The sequence below is a fragment of the Comamonas thiooxydans genome, assembly GCF_002157685.2.
Classification (GTDB): Bacteria; Pseudomonadota; Gammaproteobacteria; order Burkholderiales; family Burkholderiaceae_C; genus Comamonas; species Comamonas testosteroni_H.
The window spans coordinates 3406283-3425409 of record NZ_AP026738.1; the positions used below are offsets into that span (position 1 = coordinate 3406283).

Below are 19127 nucleotides of genomic sequence, written 5' to 3' on the forward strand. Positions count from 1 at the left end.
ATCGCATGTGAAATAAACAGAGAGGAAATATGGAAACCATTGAGTTCCGAGGCAAGCATATTGATTTTCAGCACTTCAGCGGCACGGTGATCGATCAACGCAAGCATGAAACAGTGACAGTCAGCAGTGAAGTCGATCCCCTGCGGGGCGTCAACGTAGGCGGCATGCATATTCCAGGTGAGAAGATTACCTCGGAAGTTAATTCACATCACGATATTTGGCTAAGGCTAGATTCCGGAATAGAAAAGCCCATTTCGCTGACAAATATTGATCTCAAACTGCGCACGGGTCAGAGCGTCACATTTATCACAGCCACCAATCGTGCGACGCAGAAAACCGTCAATTGCGGTGTATTCAATCACAATGCCGATCAATATAAAATAATACGTTATCCGGCCCAAATTAATGACAACCTCAAAGTTCATCACATCAGATTTTGGGGGATCATACTAACCATTTTCATTTGGACGGCTACTTTAATCATCACATCCAGCGTGTGGATCGCAGCGATTTTCACTTTGATATATATATTCACTCTCTGCATTCCAAAAATTCAGAGAGTTCGGAAGCTCAACAAGCAAATCGAGGAAATTCTTGACACCTACATCTCCAATGTACGTGCACTGAAAGCGTAGATCACTTCTTAAACATCCATCCATTAGCATCAAAAAAACATTTCATGAAAATTCTACTTATTGCATTTGCGTATTTAGTCTCTGCAAACCTTGCATTGGCAGCCAATCCTGTACATTACAGAATTCCGACCAGCCTGCCAAAAGACAAAGCGATGACCGCTAAAGGCATGAGCGAAACTGAGTTTGATGATTTTAAATGCGCTAATAAAAATGATGAACCCGTTATCATTACGCATAAGGCCACGGATCAAAAAGGTATCGTGAAATACACTTTTTTAGCACCAAAAAATTTCAGCCCCATGGAAAAAGGCGAGTTCAAGGCCAGCAAACCTTCCAAAACCTCAAAGTCACAGAAGTTTGTTGATGAATACTCAGGGGAAATTCCCGGATTCATCTGTGCTCAGCCCGATCAATGAACGTTGGCGCAACAGCCAACCTCAGACATTTCACAATCTATCAAATTTCATAGGTTAGCTTGAAATTACCAAGGCAACCTACAAATTTTCATAGCTTATGCAGCTCTTCAAAACGCCCGATGAACTAGAGATAGAGCTGGGTGAACAGCTTCGAGCCGAGCGCCTTCGTCAAAATCTAACCATGCACGACATCGCTCTCAGAGCCGGAATTTCAGAGCAAACACTCCGCTCATTGGAGAATGGTTCCGGTGGACGACTGAATTCGTTCATTCGAGTGATGAAAGCCCTGGGCAAAGAAGAGTGGCTAGAAACATTTCGTCCTACGGTGCGCATTAGCCCTATGGATATTGCCAAACGTAGAGGCAAGCAGCGCCTGCGAGCCACGCGCAGTGTGATGGGTCAACCCTTGTCAAAGAAGGATCACTCATAGAAAGCCAGTCATCCCGCTTTGCTGCCGAAGTGGTCAACGCTCTACAGCTTTCGATCAAAGTTGCTGGGAGGCAGGGTGTCCGAATTTTTGTGTAAGCGGTTCATCCTGCAGCCTTTGGGCGAACATTTCAATACGTTGCCCCCACCAGGAGTTGTCCTAGCCAACCTGACGCTCACTCCAGCGACACCTGAGTGCAGGAGGTTCAGACTGGAAAATGGCACAAGTCCAGTTGTGTTTCAAGTTCAATCTTCATGTTCAAAGCCACCACATCAGAGCCAGTCACACAACGCACCTATTTCGGCCTTCAAGTCATAGATGGAAGATATGTTTTGCAATCTGAGATTGCTCAGCTTCCGTTTTTTGATTTCTGGAAGCAGTCGTCCCGAGGCAGTACCTGTTTAGGGACATCGAACGGGGATGTATTGGTCTTTCTGTACGACTGGCAGGCTTTTGCCCATCTATTCATCAAGACAGGAAGGCATCGCTACCAAAAAAATAAGCTCTGAAGCCTTCCAGCATTTGATTGAAGAAAGGTCTGGGATAGGCAGCTGCCCACTGTTCTGGCTCTGTCGTCATGGTTGGCTCGAACTGTTCTGCACACCAGCACGCAACGTGAAGGCTTCTATCAAGCGCTGATAATCCAGCCCTTGCAGCCCCACCCCTTCTTGGCAGAGCACCACATATTTGCGAAGTTGACTTGGCCAAAAAGCAAACCCGGTGCCCGATAGTTCATCGTCTACCGCTTTCGCTTTGTAGGGAGAGCGTCATGCCGGTTCCCGGCCATTCGGCCATGGTGATGTTTGCAGCATGCCAACTGGCTTGGGATTAGGCACATTCCATGAGCTGTTCAATCCATGCACGCAGAGACAGGGACGGCCGCTATGCTGTGCCGCCCGCCAAAATTTCTCCGCAAAGCCTGACTTCTCAGTCATCTCTGTCTTCAGCATTTCCTCAGGCATGCTTGGGACGAGTACTCGTTCAACCAAGTTTCGTGAGTTTCTCCGGTTTGCGGTTTTTCCATTTTTGCAGTCCTTGGGTGTCAGCTGGCTTCACGGCTCTTGCAGCAGCGACGCTGTTTTTTTCCATGGCGATGGGGACCTTGGGTTTCTTGCCGCCACGCACGCGCAGGCCGTACAGCCGTGTGGTCTCAGCGCTGCTCTCACCAATGGCTGCAGCAATTTCATCCGACTCCCAGCCCGATTCACGCATTTGTGTAACCAGTGCGTGTCTGAACAGATAGGCCGACAGGTTTTCCTGGCAACCGTTTTTGCGTTGCTCAGGATTGAGAACAGCAGTGCTCAGGCGCCCAAGGTGAGAACGCATGTTGTCGCTGTTGGCGCTGATGTGTATCTGCCCTTGCCGCTTGAGTTCGTCCACGAACCATGCCGGCAGCATTGCGAGATTGAGCAAGAAGCTGCGCCAGGGCTGGCCCGCCGTAGCACGGACTTTGGCGCCTTCGATGCGGACCTGCACGCCTTGTGCGGTCCATTGCACTTGCACACCCCTCTCCAGCTCTGCGGGTCGCAAGCCGCAAAACCGCAGCAACACTCCGGCATATCGGTAAGTTGGTGACTGTTCGTTGAAGAAATCAAACCGCTCTTGCCAGCCATCAGGCAGTTTTTTGAGCGCAAGCTTTTTGCTTTTGCCTGTGTGCTCTTTTTTGAGGCGTGATGGCGGCCAGTGTTCCTGGCCACGATCTTCGTCATAAGACAATGCGCAGATCTCTTGATGCTCCCACAGTGCTTCTTGCAAAGTCTTCACGGCCCGATACCACGCTCTGCTGTGGCCCAGGCTGCGCTGAAACCGGTCTTGCTCGGTCAGCAGCGTTTGCAAACGCGAGCTGCTTTGCCATTTGACGGCTGAGCGATATTGGAAGAAGGTGCTGCGTGCGACATTGAGCATGTCGAATGTGTCCGTCCACGGCATCTGACTGCCTTGAGACAGGGTGTGTTCAAACAGTGGCTCGAGGTAGTTGATCCGCTTTTGATAGTCCGCCAAGGTGGCGGCACCGGGTTGGGTGTCTTTTCGGAGGGCACGGGTCTCGGCAGTTTCCTTGAGCGTTGCGCGCACGGATTGGATGATTCCAAACGCCTCCTGGCGCTCGTTCTCCGAGATGGGCCGATCATCAACGCTGGGCTCCTCAATCCTTTCTTCACTCCCGGCATTGCCCTGATCCTCGTGGGAAGCCATAGGTTCTGGCCGCAGCGTGGTGGCTTCCAGCAACGCTTCAAATGCCTGGATATCAGGATCCTCTGCCCTGCCCGAATCGAGCAATCCCTGCGCTTTTTGAAGCAGATGGTCGCTCCATTTCCCCAATCCTGGGTGATGGATCATGGCCAATGCGGCATGTTGTTTGGCATGCAGGGCATCGCGATCGTTCGCAAAGATGTCGTCGTTGGCGCAGGCAAGTTTTTCGTCAACGCGTCTTTCGTTGACATCACTTTCGATCACGCCATGTGTCGGTTGCGTATTCAACAGCCGTTTCGTTGACGCAGATGGCTGCACAGCCTGTGGAATACCTGGCTGCAATGGCTGTGTGTCCGCCGTCGCAAAAGCCGCGCCAGACACCGTCACCGGCATAGCCGGCAACGGGTCTGTCACGCCTTTTGCAGGATTGACGGTTTTCATGGGCGGGATGCGCGGGACTGCGCTACGCGCCCCCTCACCTAAAGGTTCGGGTCCGTCCCACATTACCGAACCATCCGGGAAACCCTCCTGGCGGAGGTTACTGCTGGGTTTGCCAGCAGGGTTCGGTAATGTGAAGTCCGTATCGTTTTCGGAAGACCTTTTCGTGATCGAAATGGGTTCGCCAACGTCAAGCTTCGCAGGCTGTTTCGCTGTTCCTTTGCTCATCATGCACGCCCCTTGGCAGCCGCTTCACTGTCGTTGGCGGCAGGCTGATTCGACGTCGCTGCCAAGATTTCTTTTTCTGCTTTTTTGACGGCAGGCTTTCTGGCTGCAGGCTGGAGCACTTTGCTGCGCAGGAATTTTTGAATCAGTTGCGCCAGGTCGGCTTGCTGTCTGAGGTTGAGTGGCAGTGCAAGGTGGATTTGAGGCAGGCCTTTTTTGTCAACTGCGACATTTCCCAAAGGCTGTCCATCCACCTCAATGGCAAGTGGGCTGCCTGGGGTGTTGAACGGTTCAACACCTGGGGTTTGGCCGTTGGCCAGGGCGGCCGCTTCAGCAACCTCAATCAGTTTTCCTATGACTTCCTTGGCTGAGATTTCTTGGCCCTTGATGGACTCGGCGCAAGCGATGACCGAGTCCCTGGACTGGGTCACCGCATCCTTGAGAGGTTTGGCATCCCGGTATTGGATTTCTGATGCACTGCCGAAGGCGGCAATCACGGCCGCAGGCAAAGCGGCGATGTCGATCGCTTTTTGCACGACGGACACATCAAGTCCGACAAGCCTTGCCAGTTCTCTGCGGGAGACGCTTTCGCTCGAAGCGAGGATGTGCTGCAACTGCATGCCCAATTCGTACGGACTCAGCGGCTGACGAAGATGGTTTTCGAGAAGGCGATCGATAAGCTCACGCGTGGGCTGCACTTTTTGTACGATGGCCAGCACCGGGAGTTGATGCATTTTGCAGGCACGCAAACGCCTAGCTCCGGAGATCAAACGGTAGCGAAGTGGGGAGTCCGAAGGGATCTCATCGGGTGCCAACTCCCGCACGGCGATGGCCTGCACATTGCCACGGTTGTGCAGAATGCTATCTGCCAACTTAAAGAATTCATCCGAATCAAAGGATTCCTCCAGTCGATTGGGCGAAGCGCCCACTTCAATGCTCTCGCTAGCCAAGAGGAGGAGCGTCGAAGAGAGATGCGGAGGTGAAGAATGAGGTGGAGCAGAGCCAACCACAGTGACGGAGGCGGGATCCGGGGCAAGAACGATATCGACATCCACCGGATGACCGGATTCAGGAGCCGAGACAGGACGAGCTTCGAGAGATTTCTGAGCAGCATTCATGGTGCATTTCCTTGTGAAAGCACTGCATGCGCATCAAGCTCAGCGATATAGGAAACCCACGCGTGAACCTGCTGCGCATTGCAGCAAAAGCATTCCTAATGGAATAGGTTTTTGGTTCACGGGTGGGCCATCACCGCGAGTACGAGCCTGCCCAGCCCAGCAAATAGCGCGTGATGCGCTTGGCCAGACCCCGCCCATTGTTTTTGCACAATGGGTATTCAGAAGTAGCTCGTCTATTTAAAGAATATCGAAGATTTTTGCGTTGGTGGGCCGGTGGTGGATTTTTAGCGCGCTTTATTTTTGACATTCAAGAATGAGTTCTTGCCCTGGTGCAGAGACTGCATCAGGGCAGCGATCTTGAATTCTTCCTAACTGGCTGTTCGGGGCATAGAGGAGAAGGGAGTCCAAACGGATTCCTCTTCGCATCCTCTGAGGCCTATCTTTGGGCCACGCTATGCGTGATGCGGCATAACGGCATATGTCTTGGTTGCGGCCCGAATCGTCACATTGGATGGACGTCAGTCGCTGGCTGGTTCCGGTGTTTTTTGAGCGTGCCGTTCATGGCTTGCAACAGCCGCCAAACTTACGGTGTGATGCCGATCGACAGATCGACATCCATGCCCGACATGGCGCAGAAACGGCGCCAACCTTTCAAATCATCCTGCAGCCTGGGGCACGAACCACCGCCTGCCAGCAGAGCCCCATCAATCCTCGCTCAGCGTCGCCGCTGTGCATCAACGATTGCCTGGGCGCGTTGAAGCGCCCGCTGAAACTCAGGGGAATCGAATACCTCTTTTGCGTCAATCTTGATCGTGCCCCGACCAACGACTCGCACGGATTTGAAGGAATTGTTGACCAATTGCGCGATTTCCCGGTCACGTTGGGTTGGGGCTAGGCCTAGCAGGCGAAGCAGTGTGTTCATGGACACCTCCGGCAGGTCATCTTCAAACAGCCCTGGCAGCGCAGTTTTGCAGGCAAATCAAGGCTTGAGCCATGCGACAGCACCGATGAAATCCATCACTATGCGTCACGGTTTAAGCAACTCTGCCAAGACAGAATCTGCCACATACTTGGCGACTACCGACCGGGCCAAATCCAGCAATTCAGCAACCCATACCTGCAGATACCTGGATCGCAGCGAGTCAAAGGCAGGAGTAGCACGTTCCAAAAATTGCAAGGCAAAGCCTGGTTGGCTGGCGATTTCATCCTTCAAAGTTTGGCTTGCGCAATGTAAGGCCAGTTGAAGCCTAGGTGGCGGTTGTCCGGTTTCTGCTTCGATGAGGACGGCGCGTGCATCGTCATCGGCAATTTGATTCAGCCAAGCCTGCATGTTTGCGTCCAATGAGCCCTTGCGATGGCACAAGAAATGACGCAGCCGGGCTTCTGCTGTAGGTTCTGGATGATTCATGACGACCTGACGACAAAGCTTAGATTTCACACACTTGCCAGTGCCCCTGCGGGCTCTGCTCCAGCAGCAGACTCGGATCGAATGTCTCGTTTTCGAACTGGCTCGATAGCCGTCCCATGGGATAGCCGCGCGGATTGCAGACCACCTTGCATCCGTTGACCTCATACCGGCATGAATTGTGCGTAGGACCATGAATCCATAGCCCCGCTTGCTGTAACAGCGTGTGCTCCCAATGGCCCGTCGCCCAAGAGCGCCTCAAGCACCTTGCGCAAGTTCCCTCATACCCTCGGCATCTCCTATGGCATCAGGCGCAAAGACACGGTCAATAATCCTGGAAACGATTTCGTGTTCGACGAGATACTGAAAATGGCCAACTGCCAAGCCCATTCCGTCAGGTGTAACCGCCGTTTTGGTGCCTGTGCTGGTGCCGCGTCTACCAGTCCCGAACACGATGGCATTGACGACAAACGAAACTATTTCGCTACACCACCCGACTTCGGGAACCCAATGCATCCGCCCACGTATTTGTGGATAGCGCATATCTTTGGCCAGGCTAAGAAGTGCCTCATCGTTGAGACGCGATGGCACCAAGCCTTCCCACCCATATTTCCTGAGCTGTTCTTTTAAATATTCAATGTCCGGCGCGGCAATGGGGCCGAAATCCTTCAACTTCACAAAAACTCCTTAGCAACTTCAAACGTGCTGCAGCCAACAGGAACTCACCAGCAAAAAACGAGGCGATCGAGTATGAAAGCCACTTGACATGTCAGTACCGATACGGCATCCACTAGAGGCACGCTTTCCTACTCAATGTGTCGCATATCAATTGCAGCAATATTCTATTTTAGACTAATCTAATTTGGAGTATTCCATATGGGAATTCATGCTCTGGCACTTTCCAAGAAAGTTGCCAATGGACAAGACGGTTCACTCGCGTGACTACGCAGTGTTTCTGGCGCTGCTAAAGCGCATTCGCATCGAGGCCAAAGTTCCTCAGACTGAGCTGGCTCAACGTATGGGGGAAACACAAGTCTTTGTGAGCAAGTGTGAGCGAGGAGACCGACGTCTAGACATCATCGAGACGATTCGCTGGTGCAACGCCCTTGGTGTGAGCCTCTCGGAATTGGCTTCCCAACTCGCCGATGCACCTCTAGGGTTGGCGGAGCAGCATCCACCCAAATAAGCCCTGTGGGCTGGCGCAGTTTCAGGTAAATCATGGCCACACCGTAGCGCCGGTGACGCTAAGCCCAAGCCCTAATCCTCTTGGGAAGTTCACAGTTTTTGTCAGCCACAGGCTTGTAGCGGTAGGCTTGAGCTACGCCCAAAGCCCACCGCTCGCCCAGCCCCTTGTCTGTTGATTTCCACCCAAATTGACCCACTAGCCCTCGGCGGCCAATTCAACCGGAATACGCATACGACTGCTCCGCAGCGGTTGCAGTAGCTCATGTCGGCTACCGGAACACCCGGTTTCAGCCAGATAGCAGTCATCCCGAGTAGCCGAAAAGTTGACCCTCAAGAACTGGTTTCTCGTATGTAGTAGACAATAGGGTGATCACCAGCAGAGACGACAGTCACAGAGCCTAGTTGCCCCAGTTTGCGAGGGCCAGCTGAAAAGAAATGGTGAGCCGACTTGCACGATACGTGCTGGAACCATGAGCCGCCCTTGAAGCTGGCCATATCCTTAAGATCCGAACAACGTGAGCGGCAGTGTGCCTATAGCAATCGTCAAGATGCCGCTCCCAAGACTGTAGTAAATGGCAAAACACTGGCCGCCGACGCACCGGAAATGCCTAGCCAGACAGTAGTCAAGGGATCGGCAAGATTGCCAAGCGCAACGCTTGATGAAGCAAGAGAGTCTTGGCGTTGCAAAGCACAAGCGGCGCCGCTACACGCCTTATCTCGGCGAAATCAGCCCCGCGCCCGAGAACAACATCAACCGCGACTTACAGGCCGCAGCCCCCAACGGGAAATGGCGCACCGGCATCACGGAGTTCGAGATTACGGAAGGTAAGGCTCACCTGTCACCGATTATCGATTACCTCATCGGCATGGTGGTGAGTTGGACTATTGGAACATCTCCAGACGCGGAACTGGCCAACATGATGCTGGATGCCGCCAGTGAGACGTTTGCGCAAACCACCGAGCGTCCGGTAGTGCCCTGTAACACGGAAGGCCGCTAGTGCTGGCCCGGCTGGCTATCGAGAATGATCGAAGCAAACCTCACATGCTCAATGTCTCGTAAGACCTGCTTTCCTGACATCGCTGCAAGCGAGGGCTTCTTCGGTCGACCCAAGAGTGAACAGTTCTATCCTAGGGGCTGGAAAGGCCCCACCATCGAGCAATTCATCGATGCGCTCGATTCGAACATCCGCTGGTAAAACGAAAAGCGGATCCAAATCTCTCTTGGCTCCCTCAGCCCCATTGAATATCGAGTAAGCCTTGGACTTACGGCATAAAACCAGTCCAAGTTTTTATCCCCCCCTCCTAGTTCAAGGCATGCGCTACCAGCGTGAGTCCGCTGACGATCAGTAGACCACAAATGACTTTACGCAAGGCTAGAGGCGGCACGCTATGTGCCATTCGGTTACCCAACATCACGCCGAGAACCGCCACACCAATCAAAGCCAGCCAACGCTGCCACAGATCAATATGGGACAGCCTACCTGACCACCCCATGGTCGCCAGCACCGCGCAGGCACTGGCAGCTATTGCCACGGGAGTGCTGGCGCGGACCACATTCACATCGGATAAGCGGCGACTGAACCCTGCAACTACCAGCGGACCTGCTGTCCCAAACAACATTTCAACTACCCCAATGGCTCCACCCATGGCATAGGCCCAAGGTGTGGCCAGTTGGGGGCGCTTAGCTGGTGCGACGCGCAGCGTTTGCGCCCCCACCATGACGACGTACAGACCCAGCACCAGCAAGGGCCAGGTCGCTGCCAGCACGCTGGATAGCCACAAGCCGGCCAAGGCGCCGACCGCAATGCCCGGAAGCAAGCGCCGTAACTCGGCAAAGCTCACCTGGCGCAGGTTCAGACCACCGTGCAGCAGGGAAGCCGGCACATCCATGAGCAAGGTCAAAGCCACCACTTCAGGCAGGGGCCAATGCCAGGCCAGCAAGGGCACGATGACCAGCGCTGAACCAAACCCCGTAATGCCCAGCACCACATAGCCGAGCAACACGACACAAACGGGATAAACCAGATCCAAAATCAGCCCCTCTGGATATCAACGTACGTCATACGTCCAGCTTTCGGCTTGGGCCAAGCTGGCGTCAGCATCGAGCGGATACATGGGACGGCGCAGATGCTTAAATGGGAAAAGTCCATAGTCGGAGCTGCACACACCTGGGCCGCTGATCAAGACAATATGCCGCGCAAAAGGCTCGAATCCCGCGCGGAAATGCTGGCGCGACTTGAGCAGCACATACTTGGATTGCGTTGGGTCCACGCCCGCATGGGTGAAAACACCGGTGTCGTTGGGCTCCTGCGGCCGCTCGGAGATGAAAATACGCACCGAGCCCACACGCAGCACAGCCGTGCGTCCCAGACTCAGCCGCATGCCTGTGAACATGGGGCCGGTGACCGTGTATTCGCCATCGGTCAGGCGCTCAACCACGCCGGTCAAGCGCAGTGGCTGGCCGGTCAAGCCCAGCGCCGGCATATCGATCTTGCCACCAAGATCCACGGTCACTTCGGCATTCACGCCCTGCTCGACCAAGATTGCCACGGTTGCAGGATCACAGAAGGGGCCGGCCACCACATCCTCGAGCCCCTGGCGCAGCACTTCCTCCAGCACCGCCATGATGTCTGTAGTGCCCCCGGCACCGCAGTTGTCGCCATGATCCACCAAAACCACCGGACCTTGCTCCAGCGTCTTGGCGTAGGCTACCGAAGCTGTCACCGACTCGGCCGGGAAGACAAAATCGGCACGCCGCGACCAGGCCAGCTCGCACAGCTCATCCAGGAGGCGATTGCCGGCGTCGATTTGAGCGCGTTCCGCCACGATGACCACCGAGAGGCCTGCGCAGTCGATATCGGATAGCGGAAAGCCGCCAAACACCGAGGCGTTGCACACCAGTCCATCTTTCTCGGCCTGCATGGCACGATCCATGATGTCCTTCATGGGCTGCATGGAAGGGGCCTGACGCAACATATGCGTGAGCATGGGCAAGCGCCGCCACAGCATCACCGGCTGGCTGCGCTTTTCCAGCAATGCGCGAATGCTGCGACCTACGCGTACGCCGGTTTCGTAGATATCGATGTGCGGATAGGTACAGTAGCCAGCAATCGCCGTGGCATGGCGGATCAGTTCGGAGCTGAAGTTGGCATGAAAATCCAGGGCCACGCCAATCGGCAGGCCGGCAGGCGCGGACTCGCGCAAACGACGCAGCAACTCGCCTTCTGCATCGGGGAAGCCATCGACCACCATGGCGCCGTGCAGATCCAACAGCACCGCATCACAGCCTTGGCTGACACTTTGCACCACCGTATCGCACAGGCTCTCAAACGCTTCACGCGTCACCAGCCCGCTAGGTACGGCATTAGCGCAGATCGCAAATTCCACCTCGGCCCCCATCTCACGGGCCAGGTCCAGATAGGCGGCGGCGGCGCTGTTCGTCCCTTCACAGGCCTTGCGGGCGGCTTCGCCATACGCTGGGCCGCTCTTGCCGGTGCCGCGCCTAAAGTCACTCAGCTGCGTGCTGACAGGCGAAAAAGTATTGGTTTCGTGGCGGATCAGCGCAACAACAAACTTCATGGCGTGCATTTCCTGCTTATTGCTTTTCCAGGCCAGATTTTTCAATCAGCACGCGATAGCGCTGGGTCTCCTGCTGTAGAAAGGATTTGGCTTTTTTGGGCTCATACATCACCGTGGCCAGGCCCATCATGTCCACAGTCTTGACGAAATCTTCCTCCTTGACGCCAGTTTTCAGCACGGAATACAGCTTGTCCACGATGGCGGCAGGCGTGCCGCTGCGCACGACCACAGACAGATTGACACGCGCATTCAATGACTTGGGGTTGCCTTCGTTTTGCGGAATCGCCTGGGGAAATTCCTTGAGCGGCGTGTTTTGCAACACGGTCACTGGCAGTACGCGTCCGCTGCGAGCATGGGCTATGGACGATCCCACGACGTCCAGGTGCGCATCGATGTGGCCGCCAATCAGATCGGCCACGGCCGGCGGCGATCCACGGTAAGGCACGATCTCGAAATTCAGACCGTTTTCGCGGCGCCAGTTGTCCAGAGCCAGATAAGCAGCTCCACCCACGGTATTGACGCTGATCGATACCTTACCTGGCTTGGCGCGTATGGCTTTGACCAGATCGTCGAAGCTCTTGTACGGGCCTTGCCCGTTGACGATCAGCCAGTGGGGATAGGTCACGAGAACGGTGACAGGGGAAAAATCACGGTCGCCATCGTAGCGCACGTCCTTGAGCAACCAACGGTTGATGTTGAGCGTGTTGTCGCTGGCCATGAGCAAAGTGTGGCCGTCGGCAGGATCGCGCAGGGCTGCCATCGTTCCGGACACGGTGGCGCCACCCGAGATGTTCTCCACTACCACGCTCACTTTGGGAAAAGCCTTGCCCAGTTTGTTGGCGACCAAGCGTCCCATGATGTCCGCCGTACCGCCGGCCGGATAGGGCACCACGATCCGTATCGGGCGATTTGGCCATTCCGCCTCGGCATGGGCGGCGTTCAGGCCCAACATGGGCGTCAGACATGTGGTGAGTGCCAGGCCTAAGACCTGTCGGCGGATGTGGTGCATGCGTGTCTCCTGTTTATGAGGTTCGGACTCCAGTGGAGTGCGAACGGGCGGAGTATAAAAACGCATCTCGATATCGTCTAATATATATTGAGTATTTTTTTATATAGTTAGTATATGGATGAGCACAGACTGAAATGCTTTATCGCGGTTTACGAGCAAGGCAGCGTTTCGGCTGCCGCCGTGCGCCTACACATGACGCAGCCCCCCTTGAGCATCCTGCTGCGCAAGCTGGAAGATGAATTGGGCGTGGGACTGTTCGATCGCAGCGGGCATCGCCTTGTACCAACTGCAACGGGGGAGCTGTTCTATCTGCGTGCCAAAGCTTTGCAGGCCAGCCTGCAAGCCATGCGACAGGAGCTACGGGAAGCGGAGCTGGGGTCGCGCGGCACAGTGCACATAGGCTGTGCCACAGCCGCCAGTCTTTTCATCATGCCCAGTGTCATGGAGCACATTACGGTCAGTGGGATGAAAATCACCGTGCATGTCCATGAAGGCGAGACTGGCTATATGCTACAACGCCTGCGCGAGCGCAGCCTAGATCTGATCATCTGCCGCAGCCAGTACACAGCGCCAGAACTGGAAAACCAGATACTCATGGATGAGCCCTTGCGGCTGGCTCTGCCGCCGGGCCACAGGCTGCATGACCGTGCCCAGGTCCATATCGGAGAGCTGCGTAATGAACGCTTTTTGCTTCACAGCTCGCTGCTGGGCTCCGGTATTTCCGACATGCTGATGCGCGCCTGCCAGGACGCAGGCTTCACGCCAGACGTGCTGTATTGGGGCGTGGAAACGCTGCCCATGCTATTGATGGTGCAAAAAGGCCTAGGGGTGGCCTTTGTTCCGGAAAGCTTTGCGCAGCTCGGCATGCAAGGGCTTCCGACCCTGGTACCACTCGATGACCCTGCCTTGCGCACGCATCTGAACATCATCTGGCCGCGCCACCATCCGCTACCGCCTGCGGCCGAACGTCTTAAAACAATCATATTGGAGCAATTTTCGCCAACAGCGCTTGAGGAATGAATCCACCAGATTTTCCTAAGTTGCTTGAAATCTCACGAACACTCATCTCTCCAACTCTGAGGGAGACAAACCATCTACAGGCGACTTATTGCCATCTGGAGTTACCCATCAAGCGAAGAAGCGACCTTTGCTTATTCGTGCATTCTTACAAGGAGGAACGTTGGATCGTGCCACTAGTCACTCTCAGAATTGATATCCATTGCGGCTGCATCAACGAAATTAGGCCATTGATTTCCCGTTGAAAATGAAATTCCGAAATGCCTTCGCCGCTGAACGGGAAACCAGAGCACCATTCCACACGGCAACGACCTGCTCAACCTTTCTGTCCAGTTTGAAGGGCAGAACTCGCACCAGCCCCTCCTGCTCCAGCTGGGTTGCGATGTGCTGCGGATAGACCGCCAGAAAATCAGCTGCCTGCATCAGCTTGGTCGTCATGGATACGTCGCTGACTCGCACTCCTTGGGTCGGAGGCGCCTCACCCAAGGCGCGAAACGCAGCTTGCAGGTGATATAGCATGCGCCCACCTTGAACTGGCAAGCACCATGGATGCTCGGCCAATTCCTTGGCCGTAAGCCGTTTGCGACCGAGCAACTGGTGATTCACGCTGGCCACAACGAGAAGCGCTTGCTCCGCAAGCATGGGTGTGCGGCGCAAGAATTCCTGTTCAAAGCGCGGATCGTCATATGCAAACACCAGATCAAGCACACCTTCGTCGAGTTGATCGATCAGCTCCAGGATTCCGCCTTCCACGATGGTGATGTCCACGTTCGGATGGCTCTCGCGGAATGTGCAAATTGCTTGAGCAATGTAAGCGTGCATCGAGGTAGTGCGAAAGGCTAGGCTGAGCTGGCCTTGCGTGCCCTCTTTCAGCGCATGTAGCGACTCTGCCATGCGGCCGAGTTGCCCGATGACGATGGCGGCTCCTTCCAACATTTCCTTGCCTATTTCGGTGGGGCGCATTCCTCGATGCTCACGTTCGAACAGGGGCATGCCGACTATCTCTTCCACTTCCGAAAGCGTCTTTGAAACAGCAGCCGGGCTGACATGGAAATGCTCTGCCACTCTGGCTGCGGTGCGCAGTTCTCCCAGCGCCTGGATCACGCGCAAATGACGAAGCTTGAGACGCGCCAGCAGCGATTGGACGGGATGGACGGCAGACAACATGCAATTCCCAGATGGTTAACTATTTGCTCAACATACATCAATATTAATTCGCTTTTAGCTAATGAGTGCCTGGACTATATTTTCCTGAACGCGAGCGAAATCATGCGAGCCAAGGAACGAAAAAATGCGCTTTGTCATTGCCCTGATGCGGCATGAAACCAATACCTTCTCCCCCATTGCCACGCCGCTCACGGCCTTTAATCGTGGCTCGGACACCAATGGACCGGCGGTTGGTGAAAATGCCATCCGCGCCTGTGAAGGCACCAACAACGCGGCTGCAGCCTTTATCGACATCGTGCGCAGCCAGGGCGATGAGTTCGTCATGCCGCTGTTGGGCAATGCCGTTCCCAGCGGGATCGTGACGGCCGAGGCCTTCGAATTCATGAGCGAGCGCATTGTGTCCGCGGTGCGTGAGGGATGCGATGCCGTGATGCTCGATCTACATGGCGCGATGGTGGCCGAAGGCTTTGCGGACGCAGAAGGCGAGTTACTCAGACGCATTCGGGCTGTGGCACCCGAGATACCGATTGCGGTCGCACTGGATTTTCATGCCAATTTCAGCGATGCGCTGGTGAGTAACGCAACGGTTATTGCCGGCTATTGCACCTACCCGCACGTGGATGTCTACGAAACCGGTGTGCGTGCCGCGCGCACGCTGATGGCCAAGCTGCGAGGCGAGGTGCAGCCTGTCATCCTCCGCCGCACGCTGCCCATGCTCACCCATATGCTGCGCCAATCCCCGCGGGAGCAGCCTATGAAGGACATCATGGACCGTGTCCTGGCCGCGGAGCTCGATGGCGAGGTGCTCAATGCTTCCTTATTCGGCGGCTTTCCGCTTTCGGACATTCCCCACGTTGGCCTGACCGTGCTGCTGGTGGCCGATGCCGGTCGGAAGCAGGCTGCCCAGCAGTTGCTAGATGAGCTGACGCAGATGGCTTGGGAGCGGCGTGCCGATTTTGTCTACCCCGTCGAGCCCATGGCTGAGTCGGTTGCACATGCCAAGACGCTCGAGGGTGGGCCGATTGTTCTGGTGGACCATGGCGACAACTGTGGTGCAGGCGGGCCTACGGACCAGATGGCCGTATTGGCGGAAGTGATGCGTCAGGGCCTTGATGATGTGGTGGCAGGTCCTTTCTGTGACCCCGGCGCCGTGGCACAAATGATAGCGGCAGGTGTTGGCCAGACCATCAGCTTGGAGGTGGGCGGTAAGACCGATATGCCGGCCATGAAGCTCAAGGGTCAGCCGCTGAAGTTGAGCGGGCGCATTAAGTGCATTACCGATGGCAACTATCAGGTCACCGGACCCATGTTCACCGGTGTTCATCTCAGTCTGGGACGGACTGCGGTACTGGACATGGGGGGCATTCTGGTCATGGTCTGCGAGAAACCGCAGGAACCGTTCGACACCGGGGTGTTCACCCATGCCGGGATTGATCCGGCGCGCAAGAAATACATTCTGATCAAGTCACGACAGCACTTTCGCGCCGGATTCGGTCCCATTGCCCAGCACATCGTGCTGGTGGCGGGCCCGGGCGTGTGCAGCTCTGACTACAAGTTGTTTCCTTTCGAGAATCTGCGCCGGCCCATCTATCCGCTGGAGCTGGATACCCCGCTGGAATTCTCGGTGTCCTGACATTCCCTTTATAAAAACCAATCGAGGCAAATCCATGGAACGTTTTTTCTCCTTGCGCAAAGTAAGTGCCGTGCTGGCTGTCGCTTTCGCGGCAATTGCACCCGGTGTCGCTGTGGCCGGCGAGGCCGATGCCACGCCCACACGCATCGTCATTGGCTTTGCGCCGGGCGGCGCCCTCGATGTGCTCGCGCGCTCGATTGCGGACAAGCTGCGGGTTTCGCTAGGTGGAACCGTCCTGGTGGAGAACAAAACGGGCGCGTCGACTCGTCTGGCGGTTGAAGCGGTCAAGCGGGCTGCGCCGGATGGAAAAACAATTTTGCTATCGCCAGCGCCGCCATTTGTTCTGTTTCCCATGACTTATGCGCGCCCTGGCTACGATCCCGACAAGGATTTCATTCCCGTGGCCCACCTTGCGGACGTACCGCTGGTCGCATCCACCAGCGTCAATCAGCCGTTCAAGACCATGCCCGAATATGTTAGCTGGGTGCGCAATCATCCCGAAACTGCCGGCGTTGGCATGGCGTCTATGGGTGGCACCATTCATTTCGGTACTTTAGTGATGAGCAAGTCCTTGAATCTACCTCTGACTCCCACCGCCTATCGCGGCGCGTCGATGATGGTCACCGATGTAATGGGTGGTTCGCTACCCATAGGCATTGACGCCATTGCCAGCCAGGTCGGGCTGCAAAAGTCCGGCAAGCTGCGTTTTCTGGGCGTGACCGGTACCAAGCGCTCCACTTTGCTCCCTGATGTTCCCACGCTTAAAGAAGTCGGAATTCCCGGATTCGACATGGCCTCAGGTTGGTATTCGGCCTTCGTACCGGCTGGCACACCTGCAGCAACCGTCAGCCGACTTGAGAAAGCCATCATCGAGGCAGTCAAGGATCCGGGCTTGCGCGCCAAGATGGCCGTGGCGGGCATGGAAATCACTGGCTTGCCTGGCTCCGAAGCGGGCAAGATCATCCAGACGCAGCGCGCGCAGTGGAAACCCATAGTTGAGTCCTCTGGCTTCATCGCGAATGATTGATCTTTTGACCGTATGAAGTAACAACCTCGCTCTGGAATAGTGGTTCTTTAATTGGGAGCAGGTTGTGATATTTAAACCTGCGCCTGAACATTGAGCCGAGGGGCGGTTCGCTTTGTAACTAAAAGCGCCCGCGGATTTCGACCACCGGGTGCTGAACCAGGCGTTTGCGCGGGCGCGAGTGCAGTGACTTTCAGTACATACAATTCTTGGGACTGCTGCTCGCTTCTGACTAAAGATACGGCTTTGCCCCATTTATGCAGGTAATGTGTAGACGCCCTTAAACGGACTGCGACCTCAGCCACCGAGGGTCCCTTCTTCGTGAATTGCTTGACCGCTTCTTCCTCGAATTCTGGCGTAAACCTCTGTGCGCTCATGGACTGCCTCCTATGCTCAAAAAGATAGATCGCGGTTGTCTACTTGCCTAGGGGCAGTCCAGTATGGAGCGCCATGGGGTGGCAAGTTCCGGTTTGAGGTACTCAGCGGACGCTTGGTCAGATATCGGGTCAACGTCTGGTATCGGCGGGAGCGGTCACAGACTTACCAAGGCGTAGCGACAGCAATCAGCCTAGACCTGCTGTTCGCGGCCACGCTCCGGACGACAGCTTCTGGCCGAACTCAGTCGGTCACGACCAGTACACCGGTCAGCCACAACCGCACAGGCGGTCAATTCAACCGGAATACACATGAGTCGACCACGGACTCCAGATTGAGTGTTCGAACGACTAATGCTAACGCTACCGCGATCCCTCCTTAGAGCTCACGAAATTCGATGTTCGTGCAACGACTTCTAACACTCACAACTACGAACTCAACAATGTGGACCTCTATGCCCACAGGCCGGTAAGATGGAAGAATCCTCCTCTTCATCTAGCTGGCTTCGCCCCAGGCGGCAAATCCGCCTAGGGAAAACTCAGTCCTAAATGAGTCCCGGTAGAGCACAAGTAAAGTCTCCTAGCCATACCAGAGCAACTACTATTATTTGGGAGTTGCAAGTTAAGCCTGCTTCCTAAAGCCTGTGTTCTATGCTCGCCTTGTCCTAATAACGCGCTTACCATCAGGTGGTACTCAATGAATGTGGACAAATTTTCGTGCAACCATGACAGTCGGGTTGCTGTTCAAAGGCTTGTCGAGTTCTACGAAGGGCTGACAGGAGAACATCTACAACGGCTTGACGCGTACTATGCGGCGGATGCCTTCTTCAAAGATCCCTTCAACGAAGTTCGTGGGGTGACAGCGATCGCCAGCATTTTTGAACACATGTTTGCCTCGTTGCAGGAGCCACGCTTTGTAGTTACCCAGACGCTGGTGCAAGGCGATCGAGCATTTCTGGAATGGGAGTTCCGTTTCCGGCTTGGTCTCTGGCGGTCCGAGGTTGAGCAGTGCATTCGCGGCGCTTCTTCTGTGTGCTTCGATTGCGAAGGCCGCGTAACTCACCACCGTGATTACTGGGACACCGCAGAAGAGTTGTACGAGAAATTGCCGTTGCTTGGGGTCTTGATGCGCTGGTTGCGCCGTAAAGTGTCGGCGCCTGCAAAGTCAGTACACACGAATGGCTCCGCATCCTAGCAATTGGCGTTAGAGGCGATTTTTGCCACGGTGGCAAGAGATGGCTTTCCCACCATCAATATCGTCCGAATCTTCCGAACCCTAAAGCAA

19 protein-coding genes and 1 pseudogene are annotated in these 19127 nt (G+C 55.2%); 11 read left to right on the forward strand and 9 right to left on the reverse strand.

Going from position 1 to position 19127, the window contains the following annotated elements; all coding sequences use genetic code 11:
• Positions 1 to 29 precede the first annotated feature (29 nt).
• From CTR2_RS15755 to CTR2_RS15770, 4 genes are all read left to right on the forward strand, one after another.
• Positions 30 to 635 carry a hypothetical protein gene (locus tag CTR2_RS15755; protein WP_087082807.1) on the forward strand — a complete coding sequence of 202 codons (606 nt, stop codon included), beginning with the start codon at positions 30 to 32 and terminating at the stop codon, positions 633 to 635.
• A gap of 44 nt (positions 636 to 679) precedes the next feature.
• Positions 680 to 1051 carry a hypothetical protein gene (locus tag CTR2_RS15760; protein WP_087082805.1) on the forward strand — a complete coding sequence of 124 codons (372 nt, stop codon included), beginning with the start codon at positions 680 to 682 and terminating at the stop codon, positions 1049 to 1051.
• A 97-nt stretch (positions 1052 to 1148) separates the two neighbouring features.
• Positions 1149 to 1481 carry a helix-turn-helix domain-containing protein gene (locus CTR2_RS15765; protein ID WP_087082803.1) on the forward strand — a complete coding sequence of 111 codons (333 nt, stop codon included), beginning with the start codon at positions 1149 to 1151 and terminating at the stop codon, positions 1479 to 1481.
• A 251-nt stretch (positions 1482 to 1732) separates the two neighbouring features.
• Positions 1733 to 1987, forward strand: coding sequence for a hypothetical protein (locus CTR2_RS15770; protein WP_087082801.1), 255 nt, complete (start codon positions 1733 to 1735; stop codon positions 1985 to 1987).
• A 472-nt stretch (positions 1988 to 2459) separates the two neighbouring features.
• Here the strand turns inward: CTR2_RS15770 and CTR2_RS15775 are convergent, their stop codons facing one another.
• Positions 2460 to 4109, reverse strand: coding sequence for a site-specific integrase (locus CTR2_RS15775; RefSeq protein WP_140401013.1), 1650 nt, complete (start codon positions 4107 to 4109; stop codon positions 2460 to 2462).
• A gap of 224 nt (positions 4110 to 4333) precedes the next feature.
• Positions 4334 to 5449: a ParB/RepB/Spo0J family partition protein gene (locus tag CTR2_RS15780; protein WP_087082797.1), complete on the reverse strand. Its 1116-nt coding sequence runs from the start codon at positions 5447 to 5449 to the stop codon at positions 4334 to 4336.
• Between the two features lie 478 nt (positions 5450 to 5927).
• Here CTR2_RS15780 and CTR2_RS15785 point away from each other — a divergent pair, with 478 nt between their 5' ends.
• Positions 5928 to 6344 (forward strand): hypothetical protein, encoded by a 417-nt coding sequence (locus tag CTR2_RS15785; RefSeq protein WP_176391628.1) that lies wholly within the window; start codon positions 5928 to 5930, stop codon positions 6342 to 6344.
• A 132-nt stretch (positions 6345 to 6476) separates the two neighbouring features.
• Here CTR2_RS15785 and CTR2_RS15790 read toward each other — a convergent pair whose 3' ends face one another.
• On the reverse strand, positions 6477 to 6857 hold the full coding sequence (locus CTR2_RS15790) for a hypothetical protein (protein ID WP_140401012.1): 381 nt from the start codon (positions 6855 to 6857) through the stop codon (positions 6477 to 6479).
• A gap of 255 nt (positions 6858 to 7112) precedes the next feature.
• Complete coding sequence (locus tag CTR2_RS15795) at positions 7113 to 7532, reverse strand: hypothetical protein (RefSeq protein ID WP_087082790.1); 420 nt, start codon at positions 7530 to 7532, stop codon at positions 7113 to 7115.
• Positions 7533 to 7770: 238 nt separating this feature from the next.
• Here CTR2_RS15795 and CTR2_RS15800 point away from each other — a divergent pair, with 238 nt between their 5' ends.
• Complete coding sequence (locus CTR2_RS15800) at positions 7771 to 8040, forward strand: helix-turn-helix domain-containing protein (RefSeq protein ID WP_087084556.1); 270 nt, start codon at positions 7771 to 7773, stop codon at positions 8038 to 8040.
• Positions 8041 to 8689: 649 nt separating this feature from the next.
• A pseudogene (locus CTR2_RS15805) lies at positions 8690 to 9313 on the forward strand (IS3 family transposase); the annotation flags it as partial.
• 28 nt (positions 9314 to 9341) lie between these two features.
• On the opposite strand, the gene CTR2_RS15810 reads toward CTR2_RS15805, so the two are convergent.
• The 3 genes from CTR2_RS15810 to CTR2_RS15820 are packed head-to-tail and all read right to left on the reverse strand — an operon-like array spanning position 9342 to position 12627.
• On the reverse strand, positions 9342 to 10070 hold the full coding sequence (locus tag CTR2_RS15810; protein ID WP_254913300.1) for a sulfite exporter TauE/SafE family protein: 729 nt from the start codon (positions 10068 to 10070) through the stop codon (positions 9342 to 9344).
• Positions 10071 to 10088: 18 nt separating this feature from the next.
• Positions 10089 to 11618, reverse strand: a complete 1530-nt coding sequence (locus CTR2_RS15815; RefSeq protein WP_087084555.1) for a M81 family metallopeptidase — start codon at positions 11616 to 11618, stop codon at positions 10089 to 10091.
• 16 nt (positions 11619 to 11634) lie between these two features.
• Positions 11635 to 12627 (reverse strand): Bug family tripartite tricarboxylate transporter substrate binding protein, encoded by a 993-nt coding sequence (locus CTR2_RS15820; RefSeq protein WP_087082786.1) that lies wholly within the window; start codon positions 12625 to 12627, stop codon positions 11635 to 11637.
• Positions 12628 to 12741: 114 nt separating this feature from the next.
• Here CTR2_RS15820 and CTR2_RS15825 point away from each other — a divergent pair, with 114 nt between their 5' ends.
• The gene (locus CTR2_RS15825; protein WP_087082784.1) at positions 12742 to 13647 is read left to right on the forward strand and encodes a LysR family transcriptional regulator; all 906 of its coding nucleotides are present in this window, start codon (positions 12742 to 12744) and stop codon (positions 13645 to 13647) included.
• Between the two features lie 219 nt (positions 13648 to 13866).
• Here the strand turns inward: CTR2_RS15825 and CTR2_RS15830 are convergent, their stop codons facing one another.
• Complete coding sequence (locus tag CTR2_RS15830) at positions 13867 to 14811, reverse strand: LysR family transcriptional regulator (protein ID WP_087082782.1); 945 nt, start codon at positions 14809 to 14811, stop codon at positions 13867 to 13869.
• 124 nt (positions 14812 to 14935) lie between these two features.
• On the opposite strand from CTR2_RS15830, the gene CTR2_RS15835 reads away from it, so the two are divergent.
• Both CTR2_RS15835 and CTR2_RS15840 read left to right on the forward strand, forming a co-directional pair.
• The gene (locus tag CTR2_RS15835; protein ID WP_087082780.1) at positions 14936 to 16444 is read left to right on the forward strand and encodes a M81 family metallopeptidase; all 1509 of its coding nucleotides are present in this window, start codon (positions 14936 to 14938) and stop codon (positions 16442 to 16444) included.
• Between the two features lie 34 nt (positions 16445 to 16478).
• A complete protein-coding gene (locus CTR2_RS15840; protein WP_087082778.1) occupies positions 16479 to 17471 on the forward strand; it encodes a tripartite tricarboxylate transporter substrate-binding protein in 993 nt (330 codons plus the stop codon).
• Positions 17472 to 17542: 71 nt separating this feature from the next.
• On the opposite strand, the gene CTR2_RS27575 is transcribed toward CTR2_RS15840, so the two are convergent.
• On the reverse strand, positions 17543 to 17845 hold the full coding sequence (locus tag CTR2_RS27575) for a transposase (protein WP_087082776.1): 303 nt from the start codon (positions 17843 to 17845) through the stop codon (positions 17543 to 17545).
• A gap of 694 nt (positions 17846 to 18539) precedes the next feature.
• On the opposite strand from CTR2_RS27575, the gene CTR2_RS15845 reads away from it, so the two are divergent.
• Positions 18540 to 19037, forward strand: a complete 498-nt coding sequence (locus CTR2_RS15845) for a nuclear transport factor 2 family protein (RefSeq protein ID WP_054075232.1) — start codon at positions 18540 to 18542, stop codon at positions 19035 to 19037.
• The last annotated feature ends 90 nt before the right edge of the window (positions 19038 to 19127 follow it).

Excerpts from the sequence above, each read along its gene's own strand:
- CTR2_RS15760 (WP_087082805.1), top strand. The coding sequence starts at position 680 with ATGAAAATTCTACTTATTGCATTTGCGTATTTAGTCTCTGCAAACCTT.
- CTR2_RS15755 (WP_087082807.1), top strand. The coding sequence starts at position 30 with ATGGAAACCATTGAGTTCCGAGGCAAGCATATTGATTTTCAGCACTTC.
- CTR2_RS15785 (WP_176391628.1), top strand. The coding sequence starts at position 5,928 with ATGTCTTGGTTGCGGCCCGAATCGTCACATTGGATGGACGTCAGTCGC.
- CTR2_RS15815 (WP_087084555.1), bottom strand. The coding sequence starts at position 11,618 with ATGAAGTTTGTTGTTGCGCTGATCCGCCACGAAACCAATACTTTTTCG.
- CTR2_RS15835 (WP_087082780.1), top strand. The coding sequence starts at position 14,936 with ATGCGCTTTGTCATTGCCCTGATGCGGCATGAAACCAATACCTTCTCC.
- CTR2_RS15790 (WP_140401012.1), bottom strand. The coding sequence starts at position 6,857 with ATGAATCATCCAGAACCTACAGCAGAAGCCCGGCTGCGTCATTTCTTG.
- CTR2_RS15775 (WP_140401013.1), bottom strand. The coding sequence starts at position 4,109 with ATGAAAACCGTCAATCCTGCAAAAGGCGTGACAGACCCGTTGCCGGCT.
- CTR2_RS15830 (WP_087082782.1), bottom strand. The coding sequence starts at position 14,811 with ATGTTGTCTGCCGTCCATCCCGTCCAATCGCTGCTGGCGCGTCTCAAG.
- CTR2_RS15780 (WP_087082797.1), bottom strand. The coding sequence starts at position 5,449 with ATGAATGCTGCTCAGAAATCTCTCGAAGCTCGTCCTGTCTCGGCTCCT.
- CTR2_RS15820 (WP_087082786.1), bottom strand. The coding sequence starts at position 12,627 with ATGCACCACATCCGCCGACAGGTCTTAGGCCTGGCACTCACCACATGT.
- CTR2_RS15840 (WP_087082778.1), top strand. The coding sequence starts at position 16,479 with ATGGAACGTTTTTTCTCCTTGCGCAAAGTAAGTGCCGTGCTGGCTGTC.
- CTR2_RS15765 (WP_087082803.1), top strand. The coding sequence starts at position 1,149 with ATGCAGCTCTTCAAAACGCCCGATGAACTAGAGATAGAGCTGGGTGAA.
- CTR2_RS15845 (WP_054075232.1), top strand. The coding sequence starts at position 18,540 with ATGAATGTGGACAAATTTTCGTGCAACCATGACAGTCGGGTTGCTGTT.
- CTR2_RS15800 (WP_087084556.1), top strand. The coding sequence starts at position 7,771 with ATGGACAAGACGGTTCACTCGCGTGACTACGCAGTGTTTCTGGCGCTG.
- CTR2_RS27575 (WP_087082776.1), bottom strand. The coding sequence starts at position 17,845 with ATGAGCGCACAGAGGTTTACGCCAGAATTCGAGGAAGAAGCGGTCAAG.
- CTR2_RS15770 (WP_087082801.1), top strand. The coding sequence starts at position 1,733 with ATGTTCAAAGCCACCACATCAGAGCCAGTCACACAACGCACCTATTTC.
- CTR2_RS15825 (WP_087082784.1), top strand. The coding sequence starts at position 12,742 with ATGGATGAGCACAGACTGAAATGCTTTATCGCGGTTTACGAGCAAGGC.